The sequence below is a fragment of the Brevibacillus sp. SIMBA_040 genome, assembly GCF_046535075.1.
Taxonomy (GTDB): Bacteria; Bacillota; Bacilli; order Brevibacillales; family Brevibacillaceae; genus Brevibacillus.
In genome coordinates, this window is the sequence record NZ_JAWRXI010000003.1 from 46116 (window position 1) to 71509 (window position 25394).

Consider the following 25394-nt stretch of genomic DNA (forward strand, 5'->3'; position numbering starts at 1 on the left):
CGGGTTAGGCCAAAGATTCTATGAGGACGTGTGAGTTCTTAGATATTCGGAACGCCAATTTGCTGGAGTATCGCCTTCCCAAAGGCGAAAGGCGCGGTAAAACGAGTTCTGATCTTCATATCCAACTAAGAAAGCCACTTCTTTTATATCGAGCTTGGGGTCAGCCAAGTATTCTCGCGCCTGCTCATGCCGAGCTTGTGTCAACAGTTGCTTGAAAGTTGTGCGTTCATCAGTAAGGCGGCGCTGCAGTGTACGATCACTCATGGAGAGCTCGCTTGCTACGGCTTGAATATCAAGGGGGCCACCCGAAAGGCTTCGCTTCAAGATCCATTTGACCACCTCAGCAGTTGAACGCCGGCGCTGCTCGTCCAATGAACGCTCTAACACAGGAGTCAGAATCTCCAGCAGCTCTTTGTTATACGAGAGAAAGGGGAGGTCCAGATCTTTTCGATGCAGTGTCAAACGATTAAAGGCAGCACCAATTTGGACAGGGCATCCGAAGTAAGCTTCAAGAGCATCTCCATCACCCATTGCGTGCGAAAACTCCACGGACCGTGCAGTTATAGGCTGCCCCGTGCCTCTGCGTCCAAGCTCGAGTAGAAAGGCGAGAGTAATTCCAACCAGCACAGGTGGTCCAGGCTGCTGACTGTCCCTCCATTCCAATTCGATTGTACAGTGGTCATCATCCTCGGTTATGCGCAGGCTTTCGGGAGGACAAAGCTGTTTGTAGCGAGCCATTCGATTCAGGGCGTCGCGATAGTTGCGAGCATGGTAGGTCGCCAAGACAGCCGGTGGGTAATGTGTCGTTTCAAAGGCGGTTGCAAGCTTGATGATTCCGCTGGCAGTCTCACCTACGAGCTCGGAGTATGCTTGCCAGATACTGAAATATTGGGCAGTGGTGACTGTAGCTGGTTCTGTAATGATGGACTGCGGCAGCTGCGCCTTGCGAGCTACGTCGTTTTGATCAATGCCTATTTGTTGTAATCCCGCCCAAAATCCTGTCGGGAATTTTATACGATCAGATTTCATTACAAATGGATCTCCTTTGGCTGCTTTCCTGTTCGTTTCGGTTAGAATCAAGTATACAGCAAGGATGCTCTTATCTTCATGGAAGGATGCGGCAGGCAAGCTGTTGGAATTCAGACATTTTTGCTATTCTTTAAGGAAATAACCGCGCGAAAGAGTGACGTGTATTGAAACTGCGACTAGGCGTAATGGGCGCGGATGATTCGCTGGAAATCATTCAATCTGTATTGCCCGATTTTCCTGAAATCGAATGCTTGCCCATCGTGTATTGGAAAGAAGAAGAGATTGTCGATTTGCTTTTGCCGCACGTAGATGACGTAGATATGTGGCTGTTCTCCGGAAAGGTTCCGTATGCACTGGCAAAGGCGACCGGAAGGGTTCAGGTTCCCATGGCTTACGTACCGCACATCGGGGCGAGCTTGTATCGAACCTTGCTGCACTTGTCCCACGAGATCAGGATTCAGGTGAACGAGGTGAGCTTTGATACATTTTCTTCAGATGAACTGGAGCATTTTTTGCAAGAGGCGGGAATCGCGGATGGATACAGCTGGCTAAGGCATTATGAGGGGGCGATTTCTGCTACCGAGCTGGCCGATTACCACGAGAGCCTCTGGCGTGAGAAAAAAACCAAAGCCGCCGTGACTTGCTTGCGAACCGCAGATTTGGAGCTGAAAAGGCGCGGCGTCCCGTCCTATCGGGTGCTGCCGACAAGAGCAGGTGTGCTCTCCGTGCTTCACATGCTGCTGCGAACCAATGAAATGCTCCACTTCAAGGACTCGCAGATTGCTGTGCAAATGATGGAGATCGATCCGTTCCGGGAGCTGGCTGGGGGGACTTTTTCCACAGATGAATGGCAAAATGCCGAGATCAAGACCATGGAAAAGCTGCTGCGCTACACCAAGTACCTCCAAGGCTCGCTGAAAACGGCAGGACCCGGACGCTATGTCATTTTCACCACCAGAGGCAGATTGCAGGAAGTGACGCATGATTACAAAACCATTCCCGATCTCCAAGGAATGCTTGGCATACGCGCAGACCTGGTCACCTGCGGAATCGGCGTTGGAAAAACGGCATATGAAGCAGAAATCCACGGAGGAACAGCACTGCTGCATGCCAAAGAACGGGGAACTGGCAACTGGATGGTATTCTTCGACGACAAAAGTGTCGTAGGACCACTTGGAAGTGACGAGCAAATCGCCTACCGCTATTCCTCCCAGCAGCTACAAGAGGTAAGCCGCCAGACCACGCTGAGCGTGGCCACCTTGTCCAAGCTCGATTCCATCCTGAAAAAACGTGGAACACCCGTGATCAATGCCCACGAGCTCGCCCAGCACATGCAAATCCTGCCAAGAAGCGCCAGACGAATATTGATGGAGCTGGAGTCAAAAGGAATTGCCGAGGTAGTCGCCGAGGAGAGTCCGAATCCGCGTGGAAGACCGCGCAAGGTGTACCGAATTAAGCTGTGAATCAAACCATTTTCCACTTGGGCTCGTTACCTAGTGTGACAAGACGAATTCCAAGGAGGAACAAATGAAAAGGACGTTTGTAGGAGTAACGGCGCTTGCGATCATTCTCTTTACCACGGCATTAGGCTCTGCCCACACCTCGCAGCCAAGTACGGTAGCAGCTAGCACGAGTGTGGCTACGAAAGAAGAGGTCATTCATGTCTACGGTCCTGGAGGTCCACTGGGGCCGATGAAGGAACTGGCAGAACGTTTTACGAAAGAAACGAAGCTGAAAGTAGAAGTGACAGCCGGGCCAGAGGCGAAGTGGATCAATCAGGCAAAGGTAGATGCTGACGTCGTCTTTGGCGGTTCTGAGTACATGCTGCAGGAGATGGTGAGCAAATATCCAGAGCTTATTGACGAAAGGTCGAGAACGAGCTTGTACCCTAGAGCAGCTGGAATTCTCGTACGAAAAGGAAATCCGAAAAAAATCGAGGGAATCAAAGATCTGACCAAACCAGGGGTCAAAATCATTGATGTGAACGGTGCGGGACAGCTCGGTTTGTGGGAGGATCTCGCTGGTCGGCAGGGACTCATTCTAGGCATCCAGCACAACATAGCGATTTCGGTCAAGAGCAGTGCAGAAGCTATTGATTTGTGGAAAAACAACAACCAACTGGATGCGTGGATTACATACGAATCCTGGCATCACCGACTGACGGAAGAGACCGATCTGATCCAGTTACCAGAAGCAGAAAAGCTGTACCGCGGCACCCCAATCGCCATCGCCAAAACAACGGACAACAAAAAAACCGCCCAGCAATTTGTCGAGTATCTGAAAACAGAAGAAGCCCACCAAGTCTTCCAAAAATGGGGCTGGAAATAGAAAAAAGGTAAAAGGTCCGATCCATCAGGTCGGACCTTTTGTCTCTGTACCACAATCCCCCTGAGCGACCCTCAAAACGCCAGGAACGAAAAAGAGAACCGGCCCGTGAGAGGAAAATGGAGAAAAGGCGAAGGTCTTTGGGGCGCCAACCGAGGTGAAATGGAAAAAGGAAACACGTCTTTGCGTCCAACCTTGCAATCACTCCCTGAAACCGCGACTTTTGGACGCAGTGTTCCCTTTTGCAATGGAACCGTCCAGTAGATACCCCCAGCAGGTGACCCAAGAACCTGTAGCCTTTTCTCCATTTTCCTCTCCTCCACAAAAGCCCCTTCCGCCAGAGTGACAAAATAGACAGACTATTATACAATTAAGGTCATAACCGTAAATCAGCCGATATGCATGACCTAAATACAGGAGATGATAAGCCATGATCAATTCAGAACGACTATGGGACAGATTGATGCAGCTTGGTAAGATCGGTACCGTGGAAGCAGGCGGGATTACGAGGCTATCGTTTAGCCCCGAAGAGCGAGCAGCCAAGGATCTGATCGCAGGCTTCATGAAAGAAGCAGGTCTTTCTGTGCGAGAAGACGAGGTAGGAAATCTGATTGGACGCAAGGAAGGGAAAAACCCGGAAGCTCCTGTTGTGCTTATTGGCTCCCATATAGACTCCGTGCCAAGTGGAGGCAACTTCGATGGACCGCTTGGCGTGCTGGCAGGCGTTGAGATTCTGCAAGCGATGAATGAACAAGGTGTGGAGACAGAGCATCCGATTGAGGTATTGGCTTTTACCGATGAAGAAGGAACCCGCTTTGGCTTCGGAATGATCGGCAGCCGCGGAATAGCCGGAACACTCAATGCAGATGAGCTGCAACCAGAGGATGCGCAAGGCATTTCTATTGCCGAGGCAATGAGAAAAAGCGGCCTTGACCCAGAAAAAATCAAGGGAGCGGCACGGACTCCAGACAGTGTGAAAGCCTATGTAGAGCTCCACATTGAGCAAGGAAAAGTGCTGGAGACAAACGGCTTATCTGTTGGGGTTGTGAGCGGAATAGCCGGTCCCCTCTGGGTGAAGTTTGTGTTGGAGGGCGAAGCGGGTCATGCGGGTGCGACGCCGATGAATATGCGCCGTGATCCGTTGGCGGCAGCTGCAGAAGTGATGCTGTGCATTGAGCGAGAAGCAGCGAAGAGGCCGATTAGTGTCGGTACGGTCGGAAAACTGCAGGTTTTTCCTGGCGGTGTGAACATCATTCCGGGCAGAGTCGAGTTTTCGCTTGATCTGCGCGATATTGACAAAGGGATTCGTGATGAAGTGGAACAAAGCATCATGCGTGAAGCGGAAGCCATTTGTGCTAAACGCAATGTTGGGCTGACGGTCGAATTGCTGCAAGATGTTCCGCCAGTCGCATGCTCCGAAACGATTCAGACTGCAATCCGTGAAGCGTGCGCAGCAGAAGGACTGGAGACGATGACGCTTCCGAGCGGTGCTGGTCACGACGGCATGCAGCTCGTAGACCTGTGTCCGGTCGGGATGATTTTTGCCCGTTCCCAAAATGGCATCAGTCACAATCCGGCGGAGTACACCAGTAAAGAAGATTGTGCAAACGGAGCGAAAGTCCTGTACCGTACCGTATTGTCCTTGGCAAACGAGCAATAAACGATTACGAAAGATAGAAATCTCCGGGTGCGTGGGAAAATCCCGGACGAGGAGGAACTAGGATGACAACAGCAGCATCATTGAATCAGGCAGTAGAAGCAATGAAAGAACAGGTCGTTGCTTGGAGACGCTATTTGCACGAAAATCCGGAGCTTTCCTTCCACGAAGAGAAAACGGCTCAGTTTGTATATGAGACGCTCAGTTCTTTTGGCAATTTGGAAATTTCAAGACCGACAAAAAACAGCGTAATGGCTCGTCTGATTGGCAAAGGGCCAGGTAAAGTCTTGGCGATGCGCGCTGACATGGACGCTTTGCCGATTACTGAGGAAAACACGTTCGAATTCATTTCCAAAAACCCTGGCGTGATGCATGCGTGTGGTCACGATGGACATACATCCATGCTGCTTGGCACAGCTAAAATTTTGTCCGGCATGAAGGATCAGATCAAAGGCGAAGTGCGCTTTTTGTTCCAGCATGCGGAAGAAGTATATCCAGGCGGCGCTGAGGAAATGGTGCAAGCAGGAGTTATGGATGGCGTAGACATGGTCATCGGTACGCATCTGTGGTCCACAATGGAATTCGGAACAGTAGGAATTTGCCCGGGACCGATGATGGCAGCACCAGACACATTCTGGATTACTGTGCTTGGAAAAGGTGGACATGCTGCCCTGCCGCATGAAACGATCGACAGCATCGCGATTGCGGCGCAGGTCGTAACGAACCTCCAGCATGTCGTTTCCCGCTATGCCGATCCACTGGACAATCTGGTTCTCTCCGTTACACAAATCATCGGGGGAACGACACACAATGTTATCCCAGGTGCGGTGAAGCTGTGCGGAACAGTTCGTAGCTTTGACAAGAATTTGCGCGAGTCGGTTCCTGCTATCATGGAGCGTGTCATCAAAGGGATTACCGACGCACATGGAGGCAGCTACGAGTTCAAGTATGAATTTGGCTACCGCCCTGTAATCAATGATGCGGAAGTTACTCAGCTGATGGAAGATGTCGTGGTTGAATCACTGGGAGCAGAGTGGGTCGAGCATATGCGTCCAACTATGGGCGGCGAAGACTTCTCCGCATTCCAGCAAAAAGCTCCAGGCTGCTTCTTCTACGTAGCCGCTGGAAATAAGGAAAAAGGCATTACTTATCCGCACCACCACCCACGCTTTACGATTGATGAAGACGCTTTGGAGGTGGGCGTGAAGATGTTTGTCAACGCTGCGAGAAAGATCGTAATGGAAAGCTAGGCTGATAAAGATACGTGAACGACCTCCTGTTTTTTTCGAACGGGAGGTTTTTTTTGTGAGCGACTTTTATTTTTGTTTATATTAATTTATTCCAATTTTATTAAAAAATGGCTAATGTTTCGTGTACTATTATTAATACTCATACTTTTCAGACATATTTGGGGGTGTCATTTTGGCTTTCATTTCAGAGGCGAGAGCAGTAGAACGTGTTTTTGGAAGAGGAGCCGCAGCCGTACGCGCACTTCAGGGCGTAGCGATACAAGTAGAAAAAGGCCGCTTGCTCGTCTTAAAAGGCAGGTCAGGGTCAGGAAAAACAACACTATTGAACCTGCTGGGGGGTCTTGATCGACCGACAACGGGAAGTGTGTATTTTCAGGGAAAGGAAATCGGACAGCTGTCTGATCGGGAACGAACCAGGATCAGGCAGAAGAATATGGGATTTATTTTCCAGTCGTTTGGCTTGTTTCCGCTCATGTCCGCAGCCGAAAATGTCGAGTTTGGATTACGGCTGTCTGGCGTCCCTGCCATGGAATGGAAGGATCGCATCCGTGACTCACTGGATTTGGTCGGATTGTCCAAGCGGGCCCATCACCGTCCTTTTGAAATGTCGGGAGGGGAGCAGCAGCGCTGTGCTATCGCTCGTGCGGTCGCAGGCAAGCCACTATTGCTCCTAGCGGACGAGCCGACAGCTGAGCTGGACAGCAAAATGGGCATGCATATTAGCCATGTGTTTCGCCATCTCGTAGAAGAAGAGGGCATGAGTATTATCATGACAACCCATGATCCGAGTGTATTGGAGGTAGCAGATGATGTATGTGAACTGGAGGACGGCTTCATCTTGGGCAAAGTGCATCCTTCGTCATAAAGGGATAGCGGTTGCCACGATTTTATTGTCGGCAATGCTTACGGGCTGTTCGATTTTTCCGAAAGAAGAGGCAGTCTTGGCACCACCCTTAGTAGAGCCCGCTCCAATTCAATATGAAGTAGCCGAAGTGGAGCAGGGGACTATCATAAAAAGCGTGAAGGGAAGCAGCACGTTCACGACTGTAGACAAGCGGGAGCTTTCTTTTCCAGAGACGAAGGGCTTCAGGCTAAAATCGTTCTCTGTTCAAAGTGGTGATCTGGTGAAAAAGGGGCAGGTGCTGGCTGAACTGGACGCAGCTGAACTGGAAAGAGATATCGAATCGGCCCGCTATGAGGTAGAAAAGGCAAAGCTGGAGCTATTGGAAGCGGGACAGGATAACCACTACGAAGTGGAGGTAGCCAAGCTGGATGTACGCAAAGCAGAGATGAACGCCAAAGCGAGCGAGACCAAGCTGGCCCAAATCGAGTGGGACAAGTCCTTGTTAGAACTAGCCAAATTGCAGGACCCGAAGCGCAAGGAATATGCAGTGGAGCGCGCCAAGCTAAATCTCAAGCAAAAACAGATGGAGCTCGGAAATCTTCAAAAACGGTGGACGGAAACAAAGCTGATATCCCCGCTTGACGGGATTGTCATCTTCGTCAGCAACGAGCAGGTGGGGGATGAAGTGGATGCGCATCAAACCTTGGTAACAGTAGGAGATCCGCAGAAGCTGTTTATTTTGTATACCGCTCCGGAGAAAGAAGCGATCAAGGACGTAGTGGAAGGGATGAAAGTGACACTCGCTTTGGGTAATGGAGCAAAAGGGGAAGGAACGGTCGTGCAGACACCGCTCAGCGTTCCGGACAATTTGCCCGATGATTTGACTCGATTGTACGAGCGAAGCCTCCTCATCTCACCGAAGAATCTCGCCGAGGACATCGAGACTGGCACTAGCGTTTCGATAGAGGTGATCGTCGACAAAAAGGATCAGGCGTTGATCATACCGAAGCGAGCCCTTCATGACTTTTCCGGAAGGCAATACGTCCGGGTGCTGGAGGGCAAGAGCAAAAAAGAAATCGATGTGGAAGTCGGAATCATCAATCAGACGCAGGTCGAAATTCGCAGCGGGCTGAAAGCAGGTCAGTTGGTCATTTTGGAATAGGGGGACAAGGCGTGGCAATGTTGCAAATGATCCTGCGGAAAATGTTGAACAACCGCTGGCTCGTCGGCAGCCTGCTGATGGGGCTGATTGTCGCGGTTGGACTCGCTTCGAGCATACCCGCTTTCACGACAGGCGTACAGCAGCGTATGTTGACCAAGGACCTGGAGCAATACCAAAAGGATAGCAAGCATTTTCCAGGCGGGCTGCTAGTTTCGATCAATCTAAACAAGCTGGCACAGGATAGCTCCACACTTCTTCAGCAGATGGAAAGCTATCTTCAGAATAAAGTGATTGAGCCGCTTCAAGTGCCTGTATATGAACATACGACAGTCTTGCGGACAGTTCCGTTCCAGGCAATTTTGGCAGACCAAAAAAAGGAGCGAGCCACACTTCCTGAAAGCACACCACTGTATATGCTAAGCGAGCTGGAAAAGCATATGACACTTGTCGATGGGCAGCTGCCAGAAGCAGTTCCTGTAGATGGCGTGTACGAAGCGCTGGTGACAGAAAAAGCTTTGAAGGATCGGCGGATGATACTGGGAAGTATATACGAGCTGACATCCGACAAAGAGGCTACATTCAAAATGTTTATCAAGCCTGTCGGGGTTTTTAAAGAAAAAGAGGGAAACGATCCGTACTGGTTCGCTTCTACTGGCGAATACACGAAGGGCTTTGTGATCAATGAACAGCTGTTTCGCAAATTGCTTTTGCAGGAACAAAATCTGGTCAGCTCGATCCAGCTGTACACTGCCTTTCACTATCAATCGTTTCGCGCAGTGGATAAAGACCGGCTGATCTCGACTACCTCTGATGTCGAAGCACAACTGCTGCAGCACGGATTGAAGAAAAATGAGTTCAGGGTTCAATTTCCTGCCAGCAGCATTGTCGGCAAATATGATGAGCAGAGCAAGCAATTTCGGATGATTCTCTGGTCACTCTACATCCCTATCTTTGTCATGCTGGGGCTGTACCTTGTTATGGTGTCGGGATTGATTGTGGAGCGCCAGCGTACCGAAATTGCTGTATTGAGCAGCAGGGGAGCCAGCCGTTTCAAGGTGTTTTTCATTTTTTTCATGGAGATCGTCATCCTTGGACTATGCGCACTTGCGATCGGTCCGTTTGTGGGGGGACTGCTTAGCAAATTGCTAGGCATTTCCAATGGTTTTCTCCAGTTTGTCGATCGGATGGGGCTGGATGTTACCCTGAACGAGGAAGTATTCGTTTACGCTGGCTGGACGGTCATCTTGTGCGTCGCTTTGAATCTGGTATCGGTTTTTATGGCGACGAGAAAAAATATAATATCGCACAAGCAAGAGGTAGCACGGATGACTGGGCAAATCATCTGGCATCGCTTGTTTCTGGATGTCTTGCTGCTTTTGATCTCTTGGTACGGCTGGTATTCCTATCAAAAAACGCTTGATTTTGTAGCCGGGTCAAGCGAGAACACTCCAGTCATGTCTGTTGATTTCTTGCTCTTTTTTGTGCCTGTTCTCTTTGCTTTGGGGTTTGGCCTGTTTTGTCTGCGAGTCTACCCGTGGATTCTGAAGCTTGTATTGTGGGCGGGGCGTCACTTTTTTCCTCTTTCTCTGCATACTACCTTGGTACAGGTCGGGCGAGCTTCTCGGCACTATCAGTTTCTTATGCTATTTGTCACCATCACCGTAGCCGTAGGGATGTTCAGTGCGAGTATGGCACGTACGATCAATCAGAATGCAGAAGAGCGCATACGCTACGACACAGGTGCAGATATCCGCTTGAAAGCAGACTGGAATAGTGATAAGCCTGCCGTTTTGATTCATCGAAATCCGATGAGTGGACCAGAAGGGGAAGCCATGGGTAGTAACGAGCCAGAGGCAGTGCCAATAACGTACGAGGAACCAGATTTTGCGGCTTACTCACAGCTGCCAGGGGTGAAACATGCAGCCAAAGTTTACGTGAATGAGTTGGTGGAGGCGTCTATCGGCGATCGCTCGGCTATGGGAGTGTCCCTGATCGGCATCGATCCACAAGATTTCGGGCAAGTCGCATGGTGGAAGCCAGCATTGTTCCCTCATCATTTCTATGAATATTTGAATCTTTTAGCCGCAGAGCCTCAAGCAGTTATCGTGTCACGAACTCTTGCAGACAAGCTGAATGTGATTGAGGGACAAACGATTGTATTCGGTTGGAAGGATGCGCGCCCGGCAGAAGCTATCGTATATGCCATCGTAGATTATTGGCCGGGCTGGAATCCGGTGCCGAAAAAAGGAACATACAGCAATGGAAAAGAAGAGCAGTATCTGGTAGTGGCCAATCTTCCGTTCGTACAAGATAAAATGCGATTGGAGCCGTATCAAGTCTGGCTCGATATGAACCCCGAGGCATCCACTGAGGAGCTCTATGAAGGTCTCTCTCAGGCAAATATCAGACTGAGTCAGCTGGATAATGCGGGGCAGCAGTTGATCAAGGTAAAAAACAGTGCCTATTACTTAGGCTTGAACGGTGCTTTGACCCTTGGATTCCTCTTGTCCATGCTGATTACGTTTATCGGGTACATCATGTACTGGGTGCTTACACTTGGAGCGCGCAAATTGCAGTATGGTGTTTTTCGTGCCATGGGAATGCCATTTGGGCAATTGGTACGCGTTCTCGCATGGGAGCAGCTGCTGACGTTTGGTATTGCGTTTGCCATTGGTATGACGGCGGGGAAGCTTGCAAACATGCTATTCCTTCCTGCACTAGGTTTGTATCTTCAGGCGGATAAACAGGTACCGCCCTTTTCAGTGGTCTCTAACCCGCAAGATGAACAGATCATTTATACGTTTACTGCGATCACATTGATGATTGGAATCGGGGTCGTGGGCATCCTGTTGTCTCGCTTGCAGATCCATCAAGCGGTGAAGCTGGGGGAGGATTAAGCGGATGATTGTATGTGAAAATTTGGTCAAAATCTATAAAGCAGCCGATCTGGAAGTGGTTGCGCTGCAAGGGCTTGACTTAAAGGTAGAGAACGGAGAACTGATGGGGATTATTGGGAACAGCGGCAGTGGCAAATCGACGCTCTTAAACATGCTGGGAGGATTGGACCGTCCCTCCGCAGGTAAGCTGTTCGTAGCGGGAGCGGACCTCTTTCGGCTGACGAACGCAGAGCTGGTCAAATATCGTCTGGAGACGGTAGGCTTTGTCTGGCAGAACAACGCCCGCAACCTGATTCCCTATCTCACCGCCCAACAAAATGTGGAGCTGCCGATGCTTTTGCGGGGCAAAAGAAAACGAGAGCGAGCACAGAATTTATTGGATTTGGTTGGATTGAGTCATCGAAAAAACAACAGGCTCAGTGAGCTGTCCGGAGGCGAGCAGCAGCGTGTAGCCATTGCGATTGCACTTGCCAATGAGCCGAAGCTGCTTTTAGCTGATGAGCCTACAGGCAGTGTCGATACCCGGACAGCTGCTATGATTCTTGACCTTTTTCAGGAGCTCAACCGTTCGTTCGGGCTCACGGTTGTCATCGTGACACATGATTTGGAGCTGGCGCGAAAGGTAGATCGAGTAGTAGCTATCCGTGACGGAAAAACGTCCAGTGAGATCGTGCGGCGAAAAGGCGCAGTTGCAGAACAGGCCGTGCTTCCTGACGGAGAGGCCACGGAGGAAGACACCCATGATGAATGCGCCGTACTTGATCAGGCAGGGCGACTGCAAATTCCAGAGGAGTATCTTCAGGCGATCGGGGCGGACGGGAAATTGCGGATTGAGCTAGAAGAGGATCGCATCGTACTTTTCCCGCCACGCAGATGAGCTCTATATAGAGTTTGTTTCAAAAAATGGTCATATGAACACGCACGATTACTGAATCCGAAACAGCTTCTGCCAAATCGTCGTTTTCCGCTCGGCATCCTTCATTTTTGCAAGCTGCGCTTTGGCATCCATGATGTCGCTCATCGCTTTGGTCAGGCGGCGATCGCGCTCCTTCAGGCTGCTGCGGATGTACGCCTCCTGCTTTTCCACACGGGCCAGCAGCTCCTGATGGGCAGCATCCTGCTGTTTAACATGACTAGCCAGGATGTGCAATTTTTGGTCCAGCTGGGCGATTGATTCATCCTTTACTTGTGGATGGAGCACTGGAGCCGGGGCCAGAGCTACGGCAGCTTCGCTACGAGGTGCGGGCTCAGACGAATTATGTGTGACGATCATTTGGGCTGCTTCTTCCTGTGGAACGAGCTGGTCCTTTGTCAGGCGGTAAAATCGCTGGAGGGCATTAATATCGATTTGTCTGTATTCCCGACGATTTTGATTATCGCGCAAAAACCAGTAGCCGTGACTTTCCAAAAGCATGCTCCATTTGCGGAGTGTGCTTGCCCCGATCCCGAGTAGATCAGCGACCTCTCTGCCACTGTACGTCCGCTCTCTTGCAACCAATTCAATTACATTTCCCATGAGTATCCCTCCTGGCATGTATTTCCGATTGTCCTTGTATTACCGTTTCTGTGTGCAGCGTACTTTTCCTGTAGGAATCGTGCGACAAAAACCTGCAGTGTTCGTCTGCGGATGGAGAAATTTTTCTTCTATGCGGCACCTAGCGACAAATCTCGCCTGAGCACCGACAATCCTCATCAGCAGGCGTGTAAATAGGAATTCGCCCGATTGCTAAAGATGATGCCGGAATACGTGATTTCAGGGCTAGGCAGTGGGACAAATGGTTACGGGTACAAGTACATTTTCACACTACCTGTGCATTTGCTCTAGTAGGGCTATGCCGAATGTACATAGGATGCATGAGAAGGAGGGATTAACCATGGCATTCAGAGACCAGATGAGAAATTTCGAAGGTAGAAATGTAAAGGTTGAAACAAGATGCGGGACTTTTTTTGGCAGAGTGGTTGGAGTAAAATCGACTACTATCATTTTGCGCGAGCATGAAAATAATCGTCGTACCATTATCCGTAATTCTCAAATTGTTGCAGTAACTGAGCACGAGACTCACTAATCGAAGCGCCATTTTTGGAAAAGTAAGCAAGTAGTTGTCCCTCAGGCTGCCTGGCACTAGGCGGCCTATTTCTCCTCTATCCTGTTTTATTCCGCCTTCTCTTCGTGGTAACATAATAGAGCAATGAAAAGATTACCAAGAAGGCAGGGGATACCATGTTGGATATTAAATTTCACGGTCATGCCTCCGTACAATTAACTACCCAAGGGCACTCAATCATGATTGACCCGTTTATTTCAGGCAATCCGCTGGCGGCAACCAAGCTGGAAGACATTTCCGTGCAATACATCCTGTTAACACACGGTCATATCGACCATATTCTGGATGCGGTTGAACTGGCAAAAGCGAACGATGCAACCATTATTGCAACGCATGAGCTGGCTACATATCTTGGATGGAAAGGCGCCAAGACCTTCGCACTGAACCTCGGAGGAGCGACGACACTTCCATTCGGGAAAGTAAAAATGACACAAGCCTTCCATAGCTCCGCGGTTGTCCTCGATGACGAGCAGCAAATCGTCTACATGGGGATGCCAGGCGGATTTATTATTGAAATCGGTGGCAAGACCGTCTACCACGCTGGGGATACGGGGCTGTTCGGGGATATGAAGTTGATTGGCGACAGTCACGATATCGACCTCGCGTTTTTGCCGATCGGGGACGTATTCACGATGGGACCAGAGGATGCGCTCAAGGCAGCAGAGTGGGTAAAAGCCGATTATGTTGTTCCGATTCACTACGATACCTTCCCTCCAATCAAGCAGGATGGAGATGCTTTTGTAGCTGAGCTGGCAGAAAAGGATATTCGCGGAAAAGCGTTGAAGCCAGGGGAGTCTCTGCGACTTCCATAAGACAAGCTGTTTTTTACAAGAAAGAGGTAGCGTGGGTGCTATCTCTTTTCTTCATTCATTTGTACCTGGGAGGAATGAATCATGAGTGAAATTAGCGTATTATTTCGAAAAAGAATCGGGCTATCTGAAGCTGAGCCTATTTCCTTTGAATCACTGGGAATGATGCTTGAAAAAACAGCAACAAGCCTTCCTTTTGAGAATGGCTGCATTATCGGAAGGAATACGTGCGGTATTACGAAAGACTATCTGCGGGAGAAAATGCTAGTGAAAAAAGAAGGAGGGCTTTGCTATGAATTAAATTCGCTCTTCTACTTTTTCCTGATCGAAAACGGCTTTCAAGCGGTCCTGACACGCGGAGTTGTTTATAAGCCCGCGGCTCAGCAATTTCTGACTATCGGAAGAACACATGTCACGATTCTGCTGACGCATCAGGGACAAACCTATGTGATTGATACCGGCTTTGGAGGGAATCTGCCCCTGCAGCCTGTTCCTTTGACTGGAGAGATTATCTCCTCTCGTAATGGACAATTCCGGATCAAGCAAATGCCAAGCGAGTATGGAGACTATGTTCTGGAAATGAAACTCGCATACAAGGATACAGATTGGAGAATCGGATATGCATTTGATTCCAAAAAGCCAGTGACGGACGTATCCGAGTTCGATGAGATTCAGGAGATTATCGCGAATCACGCCGAATCACCCTTTAACAAAACTCCGCTGCTCACTCGTTTTACGAATACAGGAACGATCACCTTAACGGATACCTCCTTTACGCAATGGGTGGATGGCAAGATGTCAAAAGAGCAAATAGACAGAGAGAGATTTAAAGAGCTGAGGCGGCAGTATTTTGGCATCAGCGAGTAAGACGAGTAAGCAAATCTGTGAAAACGGCATGAAATTGCTAGGATCGCTCATAGACTAGTAAAGAGATACTAGGCAAAGGAGCGGAATGGATGATGATAATCCTGCGCGATGGACTGTTGTTTCTGGTAGTGGTAGCCTTTTACTCACTGGCAGGCTTTGCGTTTCCAGGTGGTGGGGCTTGGTACGAGTCTTTGACCAAGCCCGATGGAACACCGTCTCCCTCTCTTCTTGCGGTCATTTGGTTCATTTTGCACCTGTTGATCGCTCTCTCCGTTGTCTTGCTTGTGCGAGCTGGGCAAATGAATCAGGAGCTATTGCTACTGTTTGGGATAAATTGGTTTTTCAATCAACTATTTCCCCTGTTACTGTTCGGATTTCAGCAGCTTTTTTTAGCCACCATGGATATGGTATTCGTGATGTATTCGACATGGGTGCTCATTCGGGCTAGCCGCCCTTATAACAAGATTGCTTCTTCTCTGCTCATTCCGTATTTGCAATGGAGTGCGTTTGCGATATGTCTCGCTGTGGGATTTTGCTGGATCAATCTCTGAGAAAGCGACTAATCGAGCACTCAGAGGGCGCGTTCTTTTCGTTTCTTTTCTTCCTGCAAAAAGGGGATGTGCATCAGCAGCTTCAGTACCATTCCGACCCCCAGGATAACGATCGGATAAAGAAGCGGATACGAATCAAACAGCTTTCCATACAGGTGAAAACCGGCAAACCGACTGATGGCGAACAGCATGGCCATGACAGAAACAAAGCGCCCCAGCACGATCGGGTCGATCGTCTGCTGGTAAAAGGTTCGAAAAAATACCCCGTACGTACCGAAGGCAAAAAACAGCAGAAAGCTGACTGCCCCGAAAAAGCCGACAACAAGTAACGGGTGGTGCGAAAGCGTCTGAAAAAATTCGGGGTGGACCAGTAAAAGCAGCGGACAAACAAACACGATCAAGCCGAGAATGCCGATCCCGATATTGACGGGTAGCGTATACCTTTTTTGTAAAAACACGACCCCTACGATGCTGCAAAGGGAACCGGCTGTCTGCAAGCTCTCGACCATCCCGAAATCAAGATCGCTGCCGAAAAGGACCTGCTTGATCAGGAACGGAAAGCCGAGAAGTACAAACGGAAATAGGAAAACATGTGTCAGCATCCCATTGGCTACTAGCGAGAATATTCGTGTGTCCCTCGTAAAGGACTGCAACCCCGTTTTCAGATCATGTAAAATGGTGGTAGCAGAATCCTTTTTTATTTGTGGCGGGAGCACAATCAGGCAGGTAGCCGCCACTGACAAAAGGCAGAGGGCAGCATGAACGAGAAAGACGATGCTGATTCCGAAGTGGCTGTAGACCACCGTTCCTAAAAAGGGAGCGAGTACCCGGATGCTTTCCACAATGGTCGTATCCAAAGCGTTGGCATCATTCAACTCGTCCTTTTTGACAATGGCAGGCAGGAGTGTCACGTAGGCGGGCCCTGCAAACACATCACAGGCAGAGAACAGAATCACACAAACGAAAATCACCTCTACCTGGATGGGGCCAAGCTGAGCAAAAATAAACAAAGCGAGAAGACATATGGCTCTCCCGGACTCCAAGAGAAGTATCAGCGTGCGCTTGTTCATCCGATCGACGGCTATTCCCGCGAGCGGCCCGAATAACAGATGTGGAATGATGCCAAGAGACAGGACCGATGCAAACTTGGTTGCTGAGCCTGTCAGGGCCAGGATGTAGAGAGCAAGCGAAATGTTGAGAAAGATGGTGCCGGAAAGGGAGAGCGATTCCCGGACGAGAAACAATACGAAATTACGGCTCTGAAACAAGGACCAGTTCATCTGGAGGGAAACCCCGCTATCTAAAAGGTGATGAACCTATTATTGCGGACAAAATGGAGATGGTCTCGGCGATTATTGCGCTTCTGTTCCGCCAATAATTGCGGAATTTGACAAGAGGCGTGGAGAGGATAAAAGCTATGGAGGATGTATCCAAATTGCTTAGGCTGGAGATGGAGCAGTGCGCCATCCTTATTTATCAGGTGGCAGCCCATTCAGCGGATGAATTGCATGATCATCAAGGATTTTATCAAATAAGCATTCCGCTAAATGGATCGCCCCGTATGGAATGCAACGGGGAGATCAGAAAGGTAACAGGCGATCAGCGTCTCGTGCTCTCTCCTGGCTATCGTCATCGGCATTATGCCGGAGAGGAGGCGAGCCGCATGATGCTGCTCTTTTTCAAAGAGTCGTTTTTGCGAGGAGTGGAGGAGGAGAGGCTTGGCAAGCCAGCTGCTTCCATCGAATTTGTTCCGTGGGCAGAGGGGGCGACGGACAGGTTTCGGCGATTGGCGGAGCATGCTGTGCTGCAAACTATGTCGCGGCCGCTATCTGAGCTGGAGCAGCAAGAGACAGAGCTTGAGCTGGCTCGCCTGCTTTTGACCTTGCAGGATGGGACACATGACAACAAGCATGAGGATCGAAGCCTGCTCATTTCTCATCCGGGGCTTCGCCGAGCTGTCGATTTTCTTTATGAGAAATCTTCCGAGCACATACAGCTGGATATGGTCGCAGATGCTGCCGGACTCAGTAAATATCATTTGATTCGGCTATTCCGTGCACAGCTGGGCCAAACCCCAGCTCAATACATCGCTGATTTACGCGTAAACAAAGCAATCCAGCTTCTCCAGAAAACGAAGCTGGATATTACCGCGATTGCATTTGAGACAGGATTTGGCAGCCTGGGCACGTTTGAGCGAGTCTTTAAAAAGCGAACGGGTCATTGTCCCAGTCAATTCCGTCAACGCCAGGATTAGTGACTACAGCCCTTCTACCAAACGAGCTGCCCGTTTTGCTGACTGTGTGCGCACCTCGTCCCACGACATTGTCAGCAGCTGACGATGACGCATTAAAATTTGTCCGTTTACGATCGTCGTGTCTACATCTGCTCCTGTCGCACTGTACGCAACGAGAGAGTGTAGATCGTGAATCGGCTGCAAATGTGGCTTGTTTAGATCAAGCAGGATCAGATCGGCTCTTTTTCCTTCCTCCAGAGTTCCCACCTCATGGTCAATACCAAGCAGCTTGGCACTTTCAATCGTCGCCATCCGCAGCGCTAGCTCGGCAGGCAGTACCGTTGGATCGAAGTGCTCCAGCTTTTGCAGCCAGGTTGCTGCTTTTATTTCGGCAAACATGTCCAGTGTTGTGGCACTGCCTGCTCCGTCGGTACCAAGCCCAACCGTTATGCCGTTTGCGATCATTTCTGTCAGCGGTGCAATTCCGCAGGCAAGCTTGAGATTGCTCACAGGGTTATGGGACACGCCGCCTTTCATCCCGCGCAACAGCTTGATGTCACTGTTCGTCAGATGAACTGCATGTGCGAGCAGGACGTGATTGTCTTCAAACAGTCCGACTTCATGCAAGTATTCAGTTGGTGTCTGGTTGTATTTCTCCTTGATTTTCCCGATTTCCTCGCGGGTTTCTGCGAGATGGATATGGACAGGTATACGGCGTTTCCGAGCCAGCTCAGCGATCTCAGCCAAAGGCTTTGGCGGGCATGTATAAGGGGCGTGTGGACCCAGCATGGTAGTGATTCGTCCATCGCCAGTGCCTGAGTAGTTGTCGATCAAATCGAGTGCTTCTGTCATGCGGCGTCCTCCATCGTCCTCCAAAAAGACAAGACCCCGAGTCAAGGAGGCGCGCATCCCACTGTCCACTACAGCTTGGGCAACTGCGTCCATATGAACGTACATATCGGCAAAGGCAGTGGTGCCCGATGCGATCATTTCGGCTGTTCCGAGCATCGTGCCCCAATAGATGTCTTCCTTGGTCATGCGTGCTTCCGCGGGGAGCATTTTTTTGTCCAGCCAGTCCATAAGCTTCAGATCATCGGAAAAAGCGCGCAAAAGTGACATGCTCGCGTGGTTGTGCGCATTGATGAGGCCGGGCATCGCAAGCATTCCTTTCCCATCCAGCACCTGGTCTACTTCATCCTCAATGGAGGGCGCAATCCTTTCAATTCGCTGTCCCTCGATCAAAATATCGCCGACAAACGGCTTTTCTTCAGTACGCATGGTGAGAATCCAGCACCCTTTTATCACAGTACGTTTCAAAGCAGTATTCCTCCTTGGATGGTTGATGGCTCCAAGCGTAAACGTTCACGTGACGGCAAAGTCAAGGGGGAATTGAATTGGAAAAAATAGAAAGAATCATGCGAGTAGTGTATATCTTTCCTCTTTTGAAATATTGTTTATTAGATAACAATTGACGAAAGAAATAAAGCTTCATAAAATGAAGGTAAGATTTGGGGGAGGAAAGCGGTGTCACACATGTTAAATGGAGGTCTTGTTAGTCTGCAAGCCATTTTGGACGAATTGAAACCATCAGAGCGTAAAGTCGCTCAGTTCATTCTTGCCCATCCTGAGGATGTGGTGAAGCTATCCGTACAAAAGCTGGCGGAGCTGAGTGGAGTATCCGAAGCAACGATCATCCGTTTGGCCCGTTCTTTGAATATGAAAGGCTACCAGGAGCTGAAGCTGCGGATTGCTGGCGATTTGACGAAGCAGACAACTGCTACAGGTAGCTATCAGGAAATCATGATGGAGGGCTCTGTTGAATCTATCATGCAAGCAGTCAGCTGGAATAATGTCCAATCCATTCAGGATACGCTGTCTGTCTTGTCCAATGAGGAAGTAAAGAAGGCAGTAGATGCCCTGTCTGGGGCACGCAAAATTGATGTTTACGGCGTAGGGGCGTCTGCAGTCATCGCAGACGATATCAGGCAAAAGTTTTCCCGTATTAATCTGTGGTGTGAGGCGTACTCCGATTTTCACGCACAGCTGACCTCTGCTGTCAATTTGACGGACAAAGATGTGGTGATTGGCATCTCCTACTCCGGGCAAACCGAGGATATCATCCAGTCTTTGACGGAAGCGAGGCAGCAGGGAGCAACGATCATTACCTTGACCAAATTCGGACCATCGCCAGTCGCGGATTTGGCTCATATACGCCTCTTTACCAGCTCGGTAGAAAAAAGCATCCGTAGCGGTGCGATGGCATCTCGGATTGCGCAGCTGAATGTGATCGATATTTTGTTCATCACGATGGTCAGCCGCAAGCAGGAAGAAGTAATTCCGCTTTTGGAAAAGACGAGACTGGCTGTAAGCAGAACAAAACGCTCATCGAGCTGAACAAAAGGAGGGGGAGCATGGACGAAGTGAAGCTGCTTTTGCAGAAATGGGTAGACGAAGGCTTGCTGCCGGGTGCTGCTTTGCGGGTCATTCATGATCAGCGTGTCTGGTATACCTGCGATGTAGGCAAGACGAGCATGACGGGGGATCAGCTAGTCACACCTGAAACGCTGTTTGATCTGGCTTCATTAACCAAGGTGACGGCGACGCTTCCTGCTCTCCTGCTTTTGTTCCAAGAGGGAGTTCTCGCTCCGGATGATCGGATTGGCATGTACTTCCCTGATTGTCCAGCTGATAAAGCTTCGATTACGATTGCTCAGCTTCTTACACACACATCAGGTCTGCCAGCTGATCTGGCAGAGCGGAGGCGAGATAGCCAGATCGTTTTGCCAGAGCTTCTTTTTCAGCAGAAGCTGCTCCATGCCCCCGGCACACAGGTTGTTTACAGTGATTTAGGGATGATCTGGCTGGGGCTTTTGATCGAGCGCGTAACCAAACAAAAGCTCGATACGTATGTGACGCAGCATATATACGAGCCGCTCGGGATGACTCATACCTTTTATTGTCCGAATACTCGCGTTTTTAAGAATGTTGCGCATACGGAGTATTGCTCGCTAACAGGAAAATATATAGCAGGCGAGGTACACGATGAAAAAGCGTATGTGATGGGCGGGATAGCTGGTCATGCAGGATTGTTCTCGAATGCGGATGACCTATGCCGTTACGCGATGAGCTGGCTGTACGGCACCCCGCTAATCATTACGGATGAATGGAGAGAAAAAGCAATTCACTGGCATACCGTGCAAGCCTCTGGCAGCAGGGGATATGGTTGGGAGCTGAATTGTTCCCAAACGCCGCTCAGCTGTGGCAGTGGTTTCCATCCATCCAGCTATGGACATACCGGTTTTACAGGAACGAGCATGTGGATCGATCCGGTGCAGGATTTGGCGGTCATCTTTTTGACGAATGTCGTTCATCTCGGACGTAACCATCAGCTTAGGCAATTGCGACCGCTATTACATGACGCTGTCACGACTCAGATACATAAGAGTCTGACTGAATAGAGCTAGGCGCAAAGAATAAGGGGGAGGGTTTAGGATGAAGCAATTTCGTTTTCATGCAGCAGCTTCTGTCGTGCTGGCAGCGGCTATGGCACTTGCCGGATGTAGTGGTGGTGGCGGGACTGAGCCAGCAAAACCGGGAGGGGAGCCGGCTGGCAATGCAAGCGGCGGTCAAGGGGGAGGCCAGCAGGTAACGTTGTCAATGCATAGCTGGCGTGTGGAAGACACAGAAGGCTACAAGCAAATCATTAAAGCATTTGAAGCGGACAATCCAAACATCAAGATCGAGTTCAAGCCGTTCAAGGCAACTGAGTACAATACGATTTTGAATACAGCGCTTCAAAGTGATAGTGGCCCAGACATTTTGCAGCTTCGTCCGTATGCACCAGGCGTTTCTTTAGCGGAAGCAGGCTATTTGGAGCCGCTAGACGGTGTTGCTGGCATCTCAAGCTTTCCAAAGGACGTTCTCGCAGCAGCAACAGGCAAGGATGGCAAGGTGTATGGAGTGCCGCTTTCCCTGAACTCCACGCAATTTTACTACAACAAAAAAATATTTGAGGAAAATGGCTTGAAAGAGCCAAAAAGCTGGGAAGAGCTGATCGCAACCTCGAAGGCTTTGAAGGAAAAAGGAATCGTTCCTATTTCCTTTGGTGCAAAGGAAGGCTGGCTATTGTCCCTGAGCCATGGCGTAATTGCACCTGCCAGCTACAACAGTGAGTATCTGGATAAGCTGCAAAAAGGGGAAAGCGACCTCAAGAGCCCGGAGTTTTTAGGAAGCGTGCAACGCATGCAAGAACTCATCCCTTATTTCCCGGAAAATTATGTGGGTCTGGAATTGAATGATATGAGAACCTTGTTCGCTACTGGCAAAGCTGCGATGTTCATCAACGGAAGCTTTGAACTGGAAGGAATCAAAAAGCTCAATCCTGACCTGCAGCTCGATTTCTTCCCAATGCCGACAGATGATGGCAAAGCTGTCATTACGACATGGGTAGATGGCTCGTATGCGGTCAACAGCAAGTCGAAGCACAAGCAGGAGGCGATGAAATTCATGGAATTTATGGCGACCAAGAAATTTGGAGAGCTATTTGCTAATCAATTCAAACGAATCAGTGCAGTACCGGGTGTGACGACGGATGATCCGCTTGTGAATAAAATGGCAGAGCTTTCTCAGTCTAGCTCCACACCGTATTTGATGGTTGTTCATTTTGCAGAAGGCAAGCCGACCACAAAGCAGACGTTGGAAAATGCGCTGCAAGGAATGTATTTAGGCAAAATGAGTCCGGAGCAAGTAGTGGATGAAGTGCAAAAGTCCGCTGCCACCTGGTACCCGCCATTCAAAAAATAGGTAAAGAAAGAATGGACTGCGGGAGTGGATCAATCGATTCGCTCCCGTCATCCTAAAAAGAACCTATTCAAAAAGGGGGGTGGGCGTCATCAGTACTTTTGAAAGACCAACCATCCGACCAAAAGGCCGAGCGCGCTGGCTGATTCACCTGTTTCCTATTCCCGCACTTATCGTATATGGGCTGTTTGTCGTCTATCCGATCATTTCGGCGTTTTTATACAGCTTGTACGACTGGGATGGAATCAAGCGTGGAGTCTTTGTCGGACTGAAAAACTTCGTGACACTGTTCACCATAGAGCCGTTTAACGAGATGTTTTGGAATGCATTTGGCCACAATGTCTACTATTTTATTGTAGAAATGATTGTGCAAAATGGGATTGCCTTTGGATTGGCCTTTCTGATTTACAGAAAAATTCGCGGCTCCAGCTTTTTGAAGATCGCTTACTTTATGCCCAGGCTTCTCTCGGTTATTGTAATTGGGTTTTTATGGAAGTTGATACTGAATCCCAATTATGGTGCACTGAATACGCTGTTGACCAAGATCGGGCTTGAGGAGTGGGCGAAGCCATGGCTCGGAGATCCCGATACAGCGCTGCTCGCGATTATCCTCATTAACTGCTGGTTTGGTATTGGGTTTGCGATGCTGATTTTTCTGGCGGGTCTGCAATCAATTCCGGAAGAGCTGATTGAAGCAGCCAGACTGGATGGCGCTAGAGGAATCAGCTTATTGTGGAAAATCATTTTGCCGCTTTGTATGCCATCCATTACGATCATGACGATCTTTACGTTTATTCAAGCCTTCGAAGCGTTTGAGCTGGTATATGCGATGCAAGGCTCGATGGGCGAACCATTTCGTTCGACAGATACACTGGCCGTTTACTTTTATCGTTTGGCGTTCAGCAGCGCTGGAGGTGCAGGTGATGTATCGGTCGGTCTGGGCTCTGCGCTTGCCGTTGTTCTCTTCTTTATCGTGGCGTCAGTATCTGCACTCTCGCTTTATTTGATGCGCAAACGTGAAGTGCAGCATTAATCTTGGGTTTGGCAAAAGTCTTAGAAAGGAGGGACATGATGTGAGAACGAGTGTGGGTGGCAGGGCGGCGCAGTACGTTTTGGCCTATCTCTTCATGCTAATATCCCTTTATCCGATTGTGCTTATGATTGCTTCCTCCTTCAAAACGAATAGGCAGATTTTCGAAAATCCTTTATCGCTTCTGCCAACGGTTTTTAGTCTGGACACGTATAGAAAGCTGTGGGAAGTCGTACCCTTTGCCGATTTTTTGATGAACAGCATATTTGTCAGCGTGATGTCAGTTTTGCTGATTACCGTTTTCTCTGCGATGGCTGCCTTTTATTTGGCGAGATTTTCGTATAAGTGGACGGGGGTACTGTACTTCTTTTTCCTGCTGGGTCTGATGATTCCGATCAAGCTGGGTCTTGTCCCTTTATTCATATTGATGAAAAACCTTGGGCTGCTCAACTCGCTGTGGTCGTTGATCCTGATTTATACAGCTAGTGGGATTCCGATTTCGGTATTTATCCTGACAGGTTTTTTCCGTACGCTGCCAGTGGAGCTTGAGGAGGCAGCACGTATCGACGGCTGCAACCATTTCCAGGTCTTTTGGCGTGTGCTTTTGCCTTTAATACGCCCTGCATTGGCAACGGTTGTCATCATTAATTTCATCCATGCCTGGAACGATTTTTTCTTCCCGCTCATTTTTATCCAGAGTGATGCGCTCAAAACGATTCCGGTAGGCATGATGGTCTTGTTTGGTGAATACGAAACAGATTGGAGCCTGTTGTTTGCCGGGCTTACATTATCTGCTTTGCCGATGATCGGTGTGTTTTTGATGGCGTCAAGGCAGTTCATGGAAGGATTGACAGCAGGTGCGGTCAAATAATGAAAACAAGTGGTTCATCGGGATAGATGGTGGCGGTACGAAAACAAAAGCAGCGATTTGTGACGGGACTGGACGAGTGAAGGCAATAGCGGTTGGCGAGGGCACAAACCCGTTGTCCCGTCCATGGGCTGACGTGGAGTGTACACTGCAAGCCTGCATCAAGCAGGTGCAGGAGCAGGCTGGTGCAAAGGCAGAGGAGGTAGCTGGCCTTTACATTGGCCTCGGGGGTGCAGATCATCAGCCGACCAAAGCGCTGATTCAGGCTGCTTTCCACGACACATGGCAGGAGCGCCTGTTTATCGACAACGACGCGATTGCGGCGCTTTACGCCGGGACATGGGGCTGTCCAGGTATCGTTCTTATTTGCGGCACAGGCTCGATTGCGTATGCGCTGACAGAGCAAGGCGAGCGACATCGCGTCGGTGGCTGGGGGTATTTGGTAGGAGATGAAGGGAGCGGCTTTGACTTGGGGAAAAGGGCGGCAGTAGCTGTCTTGCGTGCTTATGACGGGCGAGGCGAGCAGACCATGCTGACGGAATTATTTCTCGCCCATTACGGAGCCGAGCGTCCGAATGAGCTGATCAGCTTGATTTACAACGCAAGTAATCCACGTATGGGGTTGGCACAGACGAGTGGGCTTGTCGAGCGTGCCGCCCAATCAGGTGATGCCATCGCCCTTCGATTGATCAGCGAGGCAGCAGATTCATTGATGGAGCTGGCTACCACTTGTCTAGCTAAAACGAACGAACGGTTACCTGTCGTCCTGGCAGGTGGTTTACTGACGGGAAATACGATGCTCTGTCAGCAGTTGAAGCAAAAAGCATCATTTGCAACAGTAGTTCCGTCTGTCACGCCGGTAATCGGTTCTTTAGTGGCAGCGATGGCACGTAGCGAACATAGCCTGAATGAGAAGATCAAAAAACAACTGCAAACGAGTGTAACCGAATGGGAAAAGGGGTGAGCC

General features: G+C 49.6%; 23 protein-coding genes. 19 read left to right on the forward strand and 4 right to left on the reverse strand.

Annotated features, from left to right (window positions below; all coding sequences use genetic code 11):
• Window positions 1–18: 18 nt before the first annotated feature.
• On the reverse strand, window positions 19–1029 hold the full coding sequence (locus SB752_RS05960) for an AraC family transcriptional regulator (RefSeq protein ID WP_410714779.1): 1011 nt from the start codon (window positions 1027–1029) through the stop codon (window positions 19–21).
• A 164-nt stretch (window positions 1030–1193) separates the two neighbouring features.
• On the opposite strand from SB752_RS05960, the gene SB752_RS05965 reads away from it, so the two are divergent.
• The 8 genes from SB752_RS05965 (at window position 1194) to SB752_RS06000 (ending at window position 12041) form a co-directional block, all read left to right on the forward strand.
• A complete protein-coding gene (locus SB752_RS05965; protein ID WP_410714780.1) occupies window positions 1194–2492 on the forward strand; it encodes a helix-turn-helix domain-containing protein in 1299 nt (432 codons plus the stop codon).
• 64 nt (window positions 2493–2556) lie between these two features.
• Window positions 2557–3357 carry an extracellular solute-binding protein gene (locus SB752_RS05970; protein ID WP_410714781.1) on the forward strand — a complete coding sequence of 267 codons (801 nt, stop codon included), beginning with the start codon at window positions 2557–2559 and terminating at the stop codon, window positions 3355–3357.
• Between the two features lie 427 nt (window positions 3358–3784).
• Window positions 3785–5014 (forward strand): Zn-dependent hydrolase, encoded by a 1230-nt coding sequence (locus SB752_RS05975; RefSeq protein WP_410714782.1) that lies wholly within the window; start codon window positions 3785–3787, stop codon window positions 5012–5014.
• Window positions 5015–5076: 62 nt separating this feature from the next.
• Window positions 5077–6261, forward strand: a complete 1185-nt coding sequence (locus SB752_RS05980; RefSeq protein WP_410714783.1) for a M20 family metallopeptidase — start codon at window positions 5077–5079, stop codon at window positions 6259–6261.
• A 172-nt stretch (window positions 6262–6433) separates the two neighbouring features.
• Window positions 6434–7126, forward strand: a complete 693-nt coding sequence (locus SB752_RS05985) for an ABC transporter ATP-binding protein (RefSeq protein WP_410714784.1) — start codon at window positions 6434–6436, stop codon at window positions 7124–7126.
• The gene (locus SB752_RS05990) at window positions 7068–8267 is read left to right on the forward strand and encodes an efflux RND transporter periplasmic adaptor subunit (RefSeq protein ID WP_410714785.1); all 1200 of its coding nucleotides are present in this window, start codon (window positions 7068–7070) and stop codon (window positions 8265–8267) included. Before SB752_RS05985 ends, SB752_RS05990 begins: the two co-directional genes overlap by 59 nt.
• Before the next feature lie 17 nt (window positions 8268–8284).
• A complete protein-coding gene (locus tag SB752_RS05995) occupies window positions 8285–11164 on the forward strand; it encodes an ABC transporter permease (protein ID WP_410715129.1) in 2880 nt (959 codons plus the stop codon).
• A gap of 4 nt (window positions 11165–11168) precedes the next feature.
• The gene (locus tag SB752_RS06000) at window positions 11169–12041 is read left to right on the forward strand and encodes an ABC transporter ATP-binding protein (RefSeq protein ID WP_410714786.1); all 873 of its coding nucleotides are present in this window, start codon (window positions 11169–11171) and stop codon (window positions 12039–12041) included.
• A 48-nt stretch (window positions 12042–12089) separates the two neighbouring features.
• On the opposite strand, the gene SB752_RS06005 is transcribed toward SB752_RS06000, so the two are convergent.
• Complete coding sequence (locus SB752_RS06005; RefSeq protein WP_103106963.1) at window positions 12090–12680, reverse strand: MerR family transcriptional regulator; 591 nt, start codon at window positions 12678–12680, stop codon at window positions 12090–12092.
• Window positions 12681–13038: 358 nt separating this feature from the next.
• Here SB752_RS06005 and SB752_RS06010 point away from each other — a divergent pair, with 358 nt between their 5' ends.
• From SB752_RS06010 to SB752_RS06025, 4 genes are all read left to right on the forward strand, one after another.
• Entirely contained in the window at window positions 13039–13230 is a 192-nt protein-coding gene (locus tag SB752_RS06010; protein ID WP_410714787.1) for a hypothetical protein, read from the forward strand.
• A 155-nt stretch (window positions 13231–13385) separates the two neighbouring features.
• Window positions 13386–14081 (forward strand): metal-dependent hydrolase, encoded by a 696-nt coding sequence (locus SB752_RS06015; protein WP_410714788.1) that lies wholly within the window; start codon window positions 13386–13388, stop codon window positions 14079–14081.
• A gap of 81 nt (window positions 14082–14162) precedes the next feature.
• Window positions 14163–14945: an arylamine N-acetyltransferase family protein gene (locus SB752_RS06020; protein WP_410714789.1), complete on the forward strand. Its 783-nt coding sequence runs from the start codon at window positions 14163–14165 to the stop codon at window positions 14943–14945.
• Window positions 14946–15034: 89 nt separating this feature from the next.
• Window positions 15035–15496, forward strand: a complete 462-nt coding sequence (locus tag SB752_RS06025) for a TspO/MBR family protein (RefSeq protein ID WP_410714790.1) — start codon at window positions 15035–15037, stop codon at window positions 15494–15496.
• Between the two features lie 20 nt (window positions 15497–15516).
• Here SB752_RS06025 and SB752_RS06030 read toward each other — a convergent pair whose 3' ends face one another.
• Window positions 15517–16776 (reverse strand): MFS transporter, encoded by a 1260-nt coding sequence (locus tag SB752_RS06030; protein WP_410714791.1) that lies wholly within the window; start codon window positions 16774–16776, stop codon window positions 15517–15519.
• A 137-nt stretch (window positions 16777–16913) separates the two neighbouring features.
• Between SB752_RS06030 and SB752_RS06035 the strand changes: the two genes are divergently transcribed.
• The gene (locus tag SB752_RS06035; RefSeq protein ID WP_410714792.1) at window positions 16914–17750 is read left to right on the forward strand and encodes an AraC family transcriptional regulator; all 837 of its coding nucleotides are present in this window, start codon (window positions 16914–16916) and stop codon (window positions 17748–17750) included.
• 3 nt (window positions 17751–17753) lie between these two features.
• Here SB752_RS06035 and SB752_RS06040 read toward each other — a convergent pair whose 3' ends face one another.
• Complete coding sequence (locus tag SB752_RS06040; RefSeq protein WP_410714793.1) at window positions 17754–19046, reverse strand: amidohydrolase; 1293 nt, start codon at window positions 19044–19046, stop codon at window positions 17754–17756.
• Between the two features lie 216 nt (window positions 19047–19262).
• Between SB752_RS06040 and SB752_RS06045 the strand changes: the two genes are divergently transcribed.
• The 6 genes from SB752_RS06045 to SB752_RS06070 all read left to right on the forward strand — a co-directional run bounded on the left by SB752_RS06045 (window position 19263) and on the right by SB752_RS06070 (window position 25391).
• A complete protein-coding gene (locus SB752_RS06045; protein WP_410715130.1) occupies window positions 19263–20123 on the forward strand; it encodes a MurR/RpiR family transcriptional regulator in 861 nt (286 codons plus the stop codon).
• 17 nt (window positions 20124–20140) lie between these two features.
• The gene (locus tag SB752_RS06050) at window positions 20141–21187 is read left to right on the forward strand and encodes a serine hydrolase domain-containing protein (protein ID WP_410714794.1); all 1047 of its coding nucleotides are present in this window, start codon (window positions 20141–20143) and stop codon (window positions 21185–21187) included.
• Between the two features lie 34 nt (window positions 21188–21221).
• Entirely contained in the window at window positions 21222–22532 is a 1311-nt protein-coding gene (locus SB752_RS06055) for an ABC transporter substrate-binding protein (protein ID WP_410714795.1), read from the forward strand.
• Window positions 22533–22611: 79 nt separating this feature from the next.
• Window positions 22612–23562, forward strand: coding sequence for a carbohydrate ABC transporter permease (locus tag SB752_RS06060; protein ID WP_410714796.1), 951 nt, complete (start codon window positions 22612–22614; stop codon window positions 23560–23562).
• Between the two features lie 40 nt (window positions 23563–23602).
• The gene (locus SB752_RS06065) at window positions 23603–24430 is read left to right on the forward strand and encodes a carbohydrate ABC transporter permease (RefSeq protein ID WP_410714797.1); all 828 of its coding nucleotides are present in this window, start codon (window positions 23603–23605) and stop codon (window positions 24428–24430) included.
• Window positions 24417–25391, forward strand: a complete 975-nt coding sequence (locus SB752_RS06070; RefSeq protein ID WP_410714798.1) for an N-acetylglucosamine kinase — start codon at window positions 24417–24419, stop codon at window positions 25389–25391. The genes SB752_RS06065 and SB752_RS06070 overlap by 14 nt, the downstream gene beginning before the upstream one ends.
• Window positions 25392–25394: the final 3 nt, after the last annotated feature.